Origin of the sequence: Cytophaga sp. (assembly GCF_051961495.1) — a bacterium.
Taxonomy (GTDB): Bacteria; Bacteroidota; Bacteroidia; order Cytophagales; family Cytophagaceae; genus Cytophaga.
This window is the reverse complement of the sequence record NZ_JBQCDF010000121.1, coordinates 1-11,699: the sequence shown is the minus strand read 5'-3', so window position 1 is coordinate 11,699 and position 11,699 is coordinate 1. Positions and strand designations below refer to the sequence as shown.

Here is an 11,699-nt window from a genome sequence, read left to right as displayed (position 1 = left end):
GGATGAAGCATTAACAGAAGCTTTTTCATATAACGGACCTATGTTACTGAATATAATCACCGACGCGGATGCGCTGGCTATGCCGCCTAAGATTACGTTTGAACAAATGAAAGGGATGGCTACCTCTATGACGAAACTGATGTTGAGCGGGAGGATGGATGAGGTCTGGAAAACAATTGAATCAAATAAAAGACATTTAAAAGATTTGCTGTAATGATGTACAGTTTAAAATAAAGCCGCCCCGATCCCGATCCCGATAGCTATTGGGATCGGGATCGGGACGGCTTTTTATTTTTTGTCAGATTGAACTTAAATATTTCAACGCCTTGAGTCCGGGCATAAAGAAGTATGCTCCGCCTTTTACGTTTACAAAACGGGTGATTCCTCTAACCTGCTTACGTACAGGTACCGCCTGTTCGGTGAAAGTTGAAGTAGCGCCTTCACCCATAATGCCCGGATAACCGATCATCGGATCCGGATCTTCATACAAACCGGCAAATTTCGGATTGTTGATCCAGGTCTGCTGGATCAGTTCAAACTGGCGACCGATATTGGAGTTGAAGCAAAGGAAATACAAACCTCTTTCTTTATGATCCTCAGCAGCGTTAATTATATCTTGCGGTTCCATGGATACGACAAGGGGAGGACCGTAGGATCTGCCGCGGCGAAGGATACGGAAACGCTTCATGAACATCATCGATTTTTCAATGTCTTTTTCTTTATTACCTGTACTGTCGCGCAAAAAATTATCACGTGGGTTGGCTCTTCGTATGTGTGCTCCGATCGGGCATTTAAAACCATCATAATCATCCGCGGCATAACCAAAGTTATCGAAGGTCTCTTTCGCCGGATCGGGATGCACCGGACACTTTGTAAGTGGCGAACCATTAGGCCAGCGACCAAGCATTTTGGATGCGATATATTCTGCTGTGGTAGGATCCTGCTGTGCAGTTTTTTCTTTCGCTGCCTGATCAGCCATGTTCCAGAAGGCTTTTACGTTTTGTTCCAGCTGACGGAATACAAGCATACTGCCGTTTCTGCCCACATCTTTTAACGCCGGATTATTTTTATCTGCCTGCAAAAGATTCTGCGGGTCATGTTCAGGACTTACGGTCGGACTGAACATGTATTTTTCATATTCATTCTGATAACCGAAAAGAAATTCTCCCGGATTGATCAGATTGGCTTCATGCTTGCTCTCATGTCCAACACCACGCATGACAGGTTGTGCAATGCCATCGCGGAAACCGAAGTGCTCCTTTTCATTCGGTAGTTTTGTGGTATCTAATTGATATTTTATTTTTATACCCGCAGTTACCAGCGTAATTTTTTGTTCGTTTAATATTAGCTGTAATTTTGTATCATCAATTGCATACAACAGCAGCAGCAGATGAATGGATTCGAAATCATAGGTGTTTCCGCCCCAGTTCCATTTTTCCGGTGCACTGTCTTCGAGATCTCCCAGCATACGGCTGCGGTGCTCTGTTACCATGCCTTCAACAAACTCAGGCGGAAATGTAGTCAATCCTTCCGCAGGTATATTCATTTTGGCAACGCCGCTATAAGTAAAGGCCAGTTGTATGGCAGAATCAATTGTTTTGGTAGAGATACCGGCATGCGTGATGGATGGAAGTAAAGAGGAGATCCATTGTTTTGATTTTGCAATATCAGTAATCTCAAGCAGTAAAAATGATGCTGCTTTTAATTTGTCATATCCTTTGATGATGATGCCTTGCACATCATTCAATTCTACAGATTCATTCATAGTTATACAGGAGTAAAATGTTATAATCTTTTTAGCCAGTCTGAAACAGACTCTTTTGAACTGCCATCAAGTCCTTTGCGGATCTTGGAATTGTTCAGGATATTTTTCATGGTAATGTATGGGTATGTACTATAGAATACTTGTGAAGGATATTGATTATTCCGTACAACTGTTTTGAAAGCCTGTTCATCAAAAGCACCTTCCCATAACAGGTGTTTTGTTTTCGGATAATTTGCTGTAGTACCAAACGTAAGGTTCATGGCCATAGCAGAACGGTCTATGAATTCACTCAGGTAAACCTGCCACGCGCCGTCATAATTGCTCAGGAACATTACATTCTTACCTTTATTGAATAAACTCCAGTTGGCAAAGTGAATGGTTTCAATACCGCTGAGTTTTCCTTTGTTTGAACGGTAAGTACCATTCAATGAAAAGATCCACAAACCTATTTTAAGCGTAGTAAGCCTGTACCAATAAGGTTTGTTTATACTACCGTAGATAGTGAGCTGATTCATGAATACCCGGTCTTCTTTGTTCAGCAGGTCTGTAATGGTTTTGGTCCGTACAATTTGTTTCCTTTTCTTATCGTCTCTTTTTTCAAAGATTCTGGAAAGGAGCAGCCACCAGATCGGAATAAAAAATACAGTAAGCACCGGTAATAAAAGCACGATGAGTAGCAGCTTGGTAACCAGTTTAAAATAGTATATGAACTTCCAGCCGAAGGAAGGCTGAGCCCGTTGTTTCAGTGCCCATTTTAAAGAAGGGTTTGCCTGTATGTAATGAATGATCCCTGCCTTGATTTCTTCATCAGTTAATCCTTCTAATTTGTTGGCGGCCTGGCGTTGATTCAAATAAGTTTGAATGGCATCGCGTACTTTTTGTTCGCCAAGGATCTGCTCAACCGTTCCGCCTCTGTATGCAGGCCAGAGCAATTGGTTTTTACTCATGTGCTTTTTAAAATAACGAACAATGGAAGTATCAGTGGTTCCAGTTCCGGAAGGAAAACCTTTGCAATAACTGTAGATCATGTTAATACTGTCCCGGCATTTATCAAGTAGTTCCATTAAATGCTCCTCTTCGCTGCCATCATAATAGGCTGCATACACAAGGCTGCTGGGAAATACATTTCCCGATACATCCTTTAAACCTTCAATGATGAACCAGCGACAAAAATGCAGCCCTTTCATGCTGGCAAAATCAATCACAGGTGTAGTATTAATATTATCGCCGATGTGATTGAGCAGAACGTATAGTTCCTGGATATCCCTGGCCGGATCAATTTCTGTAATTACAGTTATACCGCCCTGGCCGATATATCTTTCATTGTTTTTCATTGGTAAAATTAGGTTGAATAAAAAGTGGATATGAATGTGTTAATTGAAGAATTCCATAGCTGTCGGCTCGTGTTCGTGCTTCCCGTTGAGCTTGTGCCTGAAATCAGACAAGGCGATGTATACGGCTTTGCGGGCTCTGTTCACGCCGCCGATAGGTTGATGAGCTTTTGTGCAATGCCATGGTGTAAAGGAAAGTTTCTCCCCGTAACTTTCCTGCGCCGCAGAATTAAAATGTTGTTTGGGAATGCGTATCGTAGCGACTTTAACGTAAGGAGAAGTCCATGCAACTGTAGGATCCTCAATCGGCATCGTGACAGGATCTTCCTGAAACTGGACCATGAAATCAAAGTAATAATCGGAGTGGGCGAGGTCACTGATCAGACGTTTCTTTAAAAAGTTCTTCGTGGGTTTTACCGGCATTGAACTTGCCTGGTTGTCTTGCGGGATCGCTGCATATTTTACAGCTTTTGTTTCATCGTCTCCAAACCGGTAAGGAGTTGTGCTGAAGAATTCCGTTTCGAGTAAGTTGCTGCATTTGGAAATTTGTTTGATGGAACGCACAACTACTGAAAGGTGCGTGAGTGCATACCACAAAAGTTTTAAGCCCCCGCTCATTAATGCTGATAATGATTTCTGAAAATCATGCACCGAGCGTGTTTGTAATGTCTTGCTTGTAACAAGCAGGAAGTCGTGCGTAACATCATTGCGGTGGGCATTGAGTAATTTTTCACCCCGCACGCCGATAAGCTTAATAGCCATGCCTCGCATGTCTTTTTTGATGTCTGAAGCGGGTTTCTTTTTAGCATTGGAAAACCTTATCCAGCATGGGTATTCAGCGCCTTTTTGAAAAATGCCTTGTTGGTACTTGGCCTCCAGGTCATCCGGCACCTTAAATACAGCTTTAACAAGTCCGTGCATTTTGGGATGGAACATTCTTTTTACCTGTCCTGTCGGATAATATTTTGGTAACTGTTTTTTGAAAGCCTGTATTATTTTTTCAATATGAATATCTTCATTGGGTTCTATGTATTCCTGACCGGGAGCATAAGGTTGTTGTTTTTCCATATAATAGCTGTAAAAAAGTACTTAAAAAAACGATTATGTAAAATACAAATTAGTATTCAATCGCAAAAGTATTCACCCGCTACAAGCAATAATTTTACGAACCGTCAAGAAATAGATATTATCTTTTTAACTTTGGTTAATAGATATTATGGTATTTTTGATGAGAGAAAGCAATAAGAATCAACTTGAAAAAAAGATCCGGTTACTGATCATAAGCTTTATTGCTGGCCTGGTGCTAAGCGGTGTTACTGCTTTTCCAATTGAGAGTCAGCTGCAGATTGCAGTAGCACATAAGTCGCTATTGCCATGGTTTCTCAGAGGCTGGCTGGTTCAGGTATATGAGGCCATTAAAGCGACGAATGCTATTTATCCATTTATCAGTTATGGAACCGATTGGCTGGCATTTGCGCATTTGGTTATTGCAGTTGCCTTTATTGGTCCGCTGCGAGATCCCATACGGAACATCTGGGTTATTCAGTTTGGCATGATTGCATGTGTAATGATATTCCCCTTGGCGCTTATTGCAGGCCCGATCCGGGAGATTCCATTTTACTGGCAGGTTATTGATTGTTCCTTTGGTGTGTTTGGTTTTATCTTATTGTATTGGTGTTTCAGATGTATCCGCCAACTGGAAGCCATGCACTGATTTTTTTATATTTGATTTTGTATTTATACATCTTCAGTAACATTAATTATTCTGAACATGTATGGCAGTTAAGATTATAGCCGGGAATTTCCTTTGTCAAAATAATGAAATACCGATTTCTTTCGCTAAATTAAATAGAGTGCCATGAGTACTTTGTTTAAATACTATTTTATATGACAGAACATGTTGCGCCTTCTCGGCTCTTACATAACCTTTTGATTGCTGTAATCATTATTGCGGCGATGATCTTTACAAAAGCGTGGCTCATCCCTGTATCGTGGGGATTTTTATTTGCCTGCTTTTTATATCCGCTGTGCAGTTTTCTTGAAAAGAAAGGCTTGAATCGGACAGCGGTATCCATGGCTGTTACTTTATGTTTCTGTATTGTAATGGTATTTGTATTGTATTTTTTAATAACATCTGCTTTTCATATTATTCAGAATAATGACAATGTATTGAACAAAATTAAAGAAGGATTTGAATCAGCTGTGTTGTACATTCAATCTAAAACGGGTATAGAATTTTATCATCCGGAAAATCTTAAAGAGAACATATCAAATGCATTCCGAAGCGGGATTGGTATCCTGACAACGCAGTTCAGCACGGTAGGGGCGAATCTGCTGACAATTGCACTTACCCCTGTATTTCTCTTTTTTCTGTTGAATGCACGCGGACTCGTAAAAGATTTTTTTCTGAATAACTATTCGGGAAATAGCCTGGAGACAATTCAGAATTTTATTCAGAAGGCCCATACATCTGTTAAAAATTATTTATGGGGAACATTGATACTTACTGTCGTAACGGCTATCATGACGTATATCATACTGATATTGTTTGGTATTAAATCCGCTATTTTCTTCAGTGTGTTTCTGGCTATATTAAACATTATCCCTTATCTCGGAAACCTGATTGCTTATATCGGAATTCTATCATTTGTCTGGATCACCAAAGACTCTGGATCAACAGTTATTTATGTTACCATCTGTTTATATTTTTCGAATATGATCCAGGAAAATATCCTGCGCCCGAAACTGATCGGAGATAAGATGGAGATTAATCCGTTCATGATCCTTTCCGCAGTTATGCTTGGTGCTATTATCTGGGGAGTATCGGGCATGGTACTTTTCGTGCCTTTCCTGGGTATAGGAAAGGCTTTGGTTGAAAGCAATCCAGAATGGAATAAATACGCCATACTGTTTTCTTCCGGCGAAGGAGACAAGCGAAACCGCATGAAAAACTTTGCCAGCAAAATTTTGAATAAAAAAGAGGTGCCGGGGAAGAAAAAAGGATCAATTGAAAAAAAGAAGGACTGATCACATTATGATCAGTCCTGAATCGTGCACCCGACGGGAGTCGAACCCATATCGTCAGAATCGGAATCTGATATACTATCCATTATACTACGGATGCAAATTGGTTTGCAAATCTAGGGTATTATATGTGGGAACGCAAATAAAGTGTAAAGTTTAGAGTGTAAAGTGTATAGGATGGATAAATCTATAATAACAAACGATTACACTTTTACACTCAACACTATTAATTCCGAAACGTTACCAGCGTTACACCATCACCCCAGCCGCCTTCTTCGTTCTCGAGCTTTTCAACCTCTTTGTATTTCTTTAGAAAAGAACGTACGGTGTCGCGTAAAACACCATTGCCCCGGCCATGCACAATTTTAGCCTTCGTCGCACCGATTAAAATGGCATCATCCGTCCAGGTTGTGAGTAGGGGAATAAGTTCATCACGCATTTTCCCACGCACGTCCAGCTCAAACTGGAACGTTTGCATTTTAGCTTTGGTATCCACGCCTTCATAGGATGTTTCCTCAACTTCATCTTCTTCCCATTCATCATCCCCGGCAGGACTCAGCTGTTCCAGTTTTACCTTCATCTTCAGTATGCCCATAGCAACTTCCGCGTTGTTGCCTTTTATTGCTATGATTTCGCCTACACCTTCGTAGCCTTCTATGTGTACGTGATCGCCGATTTTCATGTCGTTTGTTCTTTAACTAAGCTGATAGTAAGATTTTAAGAGTAATATAAATAAATAATGGATTAGTTAAAAGTGTATAGTGTATAGTGTAATCGTCTCTTATTAAATAATATTTTCCATTGTAATTATTATTTAATATTTATTATCGAACAAATGATTTGTACCAAACGGCTACACTTTACACTCTAAACTTTACACTTAATACAAACAAAAAGCGCCTGACAGTTTACACTACCAGACGCTTTTAATGAGAGAAACGACCTAACTATTACGCAAGCGCTTCAGTTACTAATTTCGCAGCATCTTTCAGGATAACCGCAGAACGAACTTTCAAGCCGGATTCGTTGATGATTTTAGCACCTTCTTCTGCATTTGTTCCCTGTAAACGAACAATGATCGGAATGTTGATGTTACCAATGTTTTTGTACGCTTCAACCACACCATTCGCAACACGGTCGCAACGAACGATACCGCCAAATACGTTGATCAGGATAGCTTTTACATTTGGATCTTTTAAGATGATACGGAAACCTGCTTCAACAGTCTTCGCATTTGCACCCCCTCCAACATCAAGGAAGTTAGCAGGCTCGCCACCAGCTAATTTAATAACGTCCATCGTAGCCATTGCAAGACCAGCACCATTTACCATACAACCAACGTTACCGTCAAGTTTTACATAGTTTAAGTGACTCTCTGCAGCTTCTACTTCCAATGGATCTTCTTCCGTAACATCACGGTAAGCAGCTAAATCCGGGTGACGGTATAAAGCGTTATCGTCGATAGAAATTTTAGCATCAACCGCTAAGATTTCATCTTTCGAAGTTTTTAATACCGGGTTGATTTCGATCATGGCAGCATCAGAAGCTTTGTATGCAGTATACAAACGCGTTACAAACGTTACCATTTCTTTAAATGCAGTTCCTGAAAGGTTCAGGCCGAATGCAATTTTACGGGCCTGGAAACCTTGAAGACCTACTGCCGGATCAACAAATTCTTTTGTGATCAGGTGCGGCGTGCTGTGCGCAACTTCTTCAATGTCCATACCGCCTTCAGTTGAAGCGATGATTACATCCTGGCCAGTACCACGGTCAAGCAGCATGGAGAGATATAATTCTTTAGGCTCTGAAGCGCCTTTCTGATATACATCAGCTGCTACCAGTAAACGGCTAACCACTTTACCTGACGGACCCGTCTGGATTGTAACAAGTGTGTTACCCAACATCTGTACAGCTTTTTCTTTTACTTCGTCATAAGACTTGGCAATCATTACCCCACGGTGCTCAGTGCCAACAAATTTACCCTTTCCACGCCCACCAGCATGAATCTGCGCTTTAACAACGAAAATCTCCGTTCCAGTCTGTTCTTTTAATTTTTTTGCTGCTTCTACTGCAGACTCAGGCGAATCGGCATAAATACCTTCTCCAATCTTAACGTTGTATTTCTTAAGAATTTCCTTCGCTTGATACTCGTGAATATTCATACTTCAGTGAGATATAAAATTGTTTATGTTATAGTTTTTTGATTAAAGGGTCAATCACACGAATCTACTCGTTTTAGCCCTTAAATTCAAATTCAATAGCTAATTTAATGGAGCTTGTGGGGAAATGGGGATTCAAAAGAATTTGGAAAAATCATAATATGGTTGTTTTAAAGCAATTAAAATGTTCATTTTCATGGCTTATAGATGAATTGATTTTATATAATTAATAGTATTTTTCTGATATTTGAATTTAGTTGCATGTGAAATTATAATTCAAAAAATATTAAATAATTAAATATTGTATTATTTTTAAGGAATTTGATAAAATATTAATAGTATTTTTCTGTTTAACTTAATTTATTATTTATGGTGTTAACATTACTTTTACAATTTGATACAACTGATTTTTGGAAAATTAATTGGTATTATCCCCTAGCGTTATTAGGAACTATTACTGCTATAATAATTTCATATAAGAATTATAAGAAGAAAAGTCCAGTTCCCGTACCTATTGAAAATACTTCGCAAGCTACAGCTACAAATAATTTGACAGTAAATTTTTCTGGAAGTTTTGAAGATGCATTAAAAAAAACGAATAACCTGGATACAGAGATAGATAAGTTAAGAAGGTCGATATCAATTTTATTTATTGATGATGATACAAAATTTAAGGTTGTAAAGATTCTTGTTAATGAAGGGTGGATTAATACTAAGAGCATTATTGATTTGAAGTCTTATAATGATGAAAGTATTAGAAATAGTGATATTGTTTTTGTTGATGTTCAAGGAGTAGGAAAACTCTTGGATTGTAAGGACGAAGGGTTAGGACTTGCTATGAACATAAAAAATAAATACCCAAATAAAAAGGTTGTAATATACTCAGCCGTACAACTTCATAATGTTTTTCATGAAGCAGTCCAAAAAGTAGATTTTCTTCTATCAAAAGATGCTGAGCCATATGAATTTATTAGCTTAATTGAAAGATTTAGTAAAGAGCTAGATAAATGAAAACTTTTGTAAAGATTATTAATAAAGATAATGTTGTTATATATTCTGATTTATTAAAAGAACAAGAGCATTATTTTTCTTTGTGCGTTGATCAAAATATTTTAATAGATAAATGTGATTTCTCTAGTAAAAAAATCAGGCATGGAAAGCTTACTAATGAACATGGTATTGCTTATTTGTTTACATACGATCATGATTTGATAAACAAGCCAAGATATTTCAAAGAAAAATTGAGGGTCTATTCGGAACAATTAATTGAAATTAATAATATTAAAAGCAAACTAGTTCACGATATCCAAGTCGATAATAGACGTTTGATCCATAATATAACATCATTTAATGCACATAATATACAAGAATTATATTTAATTGTTCCTGAAGAGAAATTAAGCAAAGATTATAAGGCAATTAAAGAAACAGTTAAATCATATTTATTAAATGATCCCGATGCCGTAGCTGATGCTTTTTTGAGAATTGCTAAGAACAGTATTGCTATGAAAGCAGAATTTACTGTATTTAAAAAATTAGATGGAGGTCCTTCGACATTACAAAAGCAAACTCACAATATTAGAAAGGTTATACTAACAGTTTTACATGTTTTTTATCAAGATTTTAAAGAATTAGACGTTTATGTTTCTGTCGAAGAAAATGATAAGTTTTTGAAATTTGATTTTGAAACAATAAGAGTTGCATTATACCATATTATAGATAATACTGTTAAATATATTTTGCCAAATACTCAATTGAAAATTAAATTTATTGAAAATTATGTGGATGGTAGTTATAGTATTTTATTTGATATGATAAGTATGGAAATTAAAAATTCAGAAGTAAATGATGTTGTAAGGGAAGGCTATTCTGGAGTATATGCAAGGCAAGGTGGTAAAAATGGTGATGGACTTGGATTATACATTGTGAATAAAATTTTGAATTTAAACCATTCTGAATTAATTATTCACATAAATCAAAGTCCATTTTATTCTAAAAAAGTAGATAATATTAACTATGTTAGAAATATTTTTGAATTAAAGTTTAATAATATTTCAGGTATTCATGTTCATTAGTGGTTAGTTGTTAATATTTTACGTTCATCAAGCAATAAAATTAGTTATTTATTTTTTTAAAAGAGTAATTTTAGAATGTATACTTCATTCAAATAATGTAGTTATACCCATTGACCGAACGATTATTTCATGCAACAATATCATATACTAAAAGAACAATACGCAGCAGAGTTAGAAGTATTGAAACAGGCTCATACACGCATCAGTATGCTACGGCTTCTGCTGGTTGTGGTGGCATTGCTGTGTTTTTACTTTTTTATTACTTCTGGAGATGTTGTCGCTTTAACTGCGGGCTTAATCGCTGCAGCTGTATTTCCTTTTGTATTGCAATGGCACAGGAGAAAGTCTGAACAGATTTTATTTAAACAGACGTTAGTTGAAATCAATACCAATGAGATTGTTTTTTTAGAACACCGTGAACTGCCTTTTGAAGACGGCAGCGAGTATCATGATGTTACGCATCCGTATACATTTGACCTGGATATCTTTGGAAAGAAAAGTCTCTTTCAATACCTGAACAGAACGGCCACGCATATCGGAAAAGCCTATTTGGCAGGCTCTCTGCAGAGCATATTACCTAATGAACGGATTGAAAAGAAACAGGCTGCTATAAAAGAATTAGCAGAGAAAAAAACCTGGCGGCAGGAGATTCTGGCGCATGCAAAAATAGCCAATGATAGTAAGAGCGTTTATACGAACATGGTAGACTGGTCTTTGGGTCCGAAAAAGAATGTTCCTCTTTTCTTACGGATATTAGCATTCATATCACCGGTAGTTTTGTTTATACTGCTTATTACATCCTTGTTCGACAACTCCGGTTGGTGTCTGAAGGCGGCAGAAGGACTTTTCCTGATGCACCTGATGCTGATTAGCTCTCAGTTGAAAACAATCAGGAAGGAAATTGTTGAGGCTGATAAAATAGAATCTTTGATGCATCAATACAGCCTGATAGTAAAGCATATTGAACAGGAAAATTTTCAGTCGGAATATCTGCAGGCACTCAAGGAAAAGCTTATGGATAATGGTATCCAGGCAGGGAAGGAACTGGATATACTGGCAGGTCTTTTTGCCCGTGTGCAAACGATTCAGAATGCGGTAGGCTCATTATTGATGAATGGATTTTTTCTGTATCACATTCATAGCCTGCATGCTTTGCTGCAATGGAAAACCTTGCATGCCCATAAAGTAGCGAAATGGACAACTGTGATCGGGGAAATAGAAATGCTGAACAGCTATGCAAATTTTGCTTTCAATAATCCTGATTTTACGTATCCGGTACTCAATTCAAATTATACTATTCAATTGCAGGATACAGGACATCCTTTGATTGAAGCGAAGAAAAGAG

The 11,699-nt window shown here is 37.8% G+C and carries 10 protein-coding genes, 1 tRNA gene and 1 pseudogene; 6 read left to right on the top strand and 6 right to left on the bottom strand.

Annotated elements, in window-relative coordinates; genetic code table 11:
* Positions 1-214 (top strand): annotated as a pseudogene (locus ACTHJT_RS05970) (ubiquinone-dependent pyruvate dehydrogenase); the annotation flags it as partial.
* 84 nt (positions 215-298) lie between these two features.
* Here the strand turns inward: ACTHJT_RS05970 and ACTHJT_RS05965 are convergent.
* The 3 genes from ACTHJT_RS05965 to ACTHJT_RS05955 are packed head-to-tail and all read right to left on the bottom strand — an operon-like array spanning position 299 to position 4,164.
* A complete protein-coding gene (locus ACTHJT_RS05965; protein WP_440237087.1) occupies positions 299-1,765 on the bottom strand; it encodes a Dyp-type peroxidase in 1,467 nt (488 codons plus the stop codon).
* Positions 1,766-1,785: 20 nt separating this feature from the next.
* Positions 1,786-3,099 carry a hypothetical protein gene (locus ACTHJT_RS05960; RefSeq protein WP_440237086.1) on the bottom strand — a complete coding sequence of 438 codons (1,314 nt, stop codon included), beginning with the start codon at positions 3,097-3,099 and terminating at the stop codon, positions 1,786-1,788.
* Positions 3,100-3,138: 39 nt separating this feature from the next.
* Entirely contained in the window at positions 3,139-4,164 is a 1,026-nt protein-coding gene (locus ACTHJT_RS05955) for a catalase family protein (protein ID WP_440237085.1), read from the bottom strand.
* A 160-nt stretch (positions 4,165-4,324) separates the two neighbouring features.
* Here ACTHJT_RS05955 and ACTHJT_RS05950 point away from each other — a divergent pair, with 160 nt between their 5' ends.
* Positions 4,325-4,810 carry a hypothetical protein gene (locus tag ACTHJT_RS05950; protein WP_440237084.1) on the top strand — a complete coding sequence of 162 codons (486 nt, stop codon included), beginning with the start codon at positions 4,325-4,327 and terminating at the stop codon, positions 4,808-4,810.
* 173 nt (positions 4,811-4,983) lie between these two features.
* Positions 4,984-6,123 (top strand): AI-2E family transporter, encoded by a 1,140-nt coding sequence (locus tag ACTHJT_RS05945; RefSeq protein WP_440237083.1) that lies wholly within the window; start codon positions 4,984-4,986, stop codon positions 6,121-6,123.
* 25 nt (positions 6,124-6,148) lie between these two features.
* On the opposite strand, the gene ACTHJT_RS05940 is transcribed toward ACTHJT_RS05945, so the two are convergent.
* The 3 genes from ACTHJT_RS05940 to sucC all read right to left on the bottom strand — a co-directional run bounded on the left by ACTHJT_RS05940 (position 6,149) and on the right by sucC (position 8,282).
* Positions 6,149-6,220, bottom strand: a tRNA-Arg gene (locus ACTHJT_RS05940).
* Positions 6,221-6,346: 126 nt separating this feature from the next.
* The gene (locus tag ACTHJT_RS05935) at positions 6,347-6,802 is read right to left on the bottom strand and encodes a Smr/MutS family protein (protein WP_440237082.1); all 456 of its coding nucleotides are present in this window, start codon (positions 6,800-6,802) and stop codon (positions 6,347-6,349) included.
* 268 nt (positions 6,803-7,070) lie between these two features.
* Positions 7,071-8,282 (bottom strand): ADP-forming succinate--CoA ligase subunit beta, encoded by a 1,212-nt coding sequence (gene sucC, locus ACTHJT_RS05930; RefSeq protein ID WP_440237081.1) that lies wholly within the window; start codon positions 8,280-8,282, stop codon positions 7,071-7,073.
* Between the two features lie 366 nt (positions 8,283-8,648).
* Here sucC and ACTHJT_RS05925 point away from each other — a divergent pair, with 366 nt between their 5' ends.
* The 3 genes from ACTHJT_RS05925 to ACTHJT_RS05915 form a co-directional block, all read left to right on the top strand.
* The gene (locus ACTHJT_RS05925; protein WP_440237080.1) at positions 8,649-9,290 is read left to right on the top strand and encodes a hypothetical protein; all 642 of its coding nucleotides are present in this window, start codon (positions 8,649-8,651) and stop codon (positions 9,288-9,290) included.
* The gene (locus tag ACTHJT_RS05920) at positions 9,287-10,354 is read left to right on the top strand and encodes a sensor histidine kinase (RefSeq protein ID WP_440237079.1); all 1,068 of its coding nucleotides are present in this window, start codon (positions 9,287-9,289) and stop codon (positions 10,352-10,354) included. Before ACTHJT_RS05925 ends, ACTHJT_RS05920 begins: the two co-directional genes overlap by 4 nt.
* A 129-nt stretch (positions 10,355-10,483) precedes the next feature.
* Positions 10,484-11,699 (top strand): MutS-related protein (locus ACTHJT_RS05915; protein WP_440237078.1); only part of this gene is annotated, 1,216 nt, incomplete at its 3' end.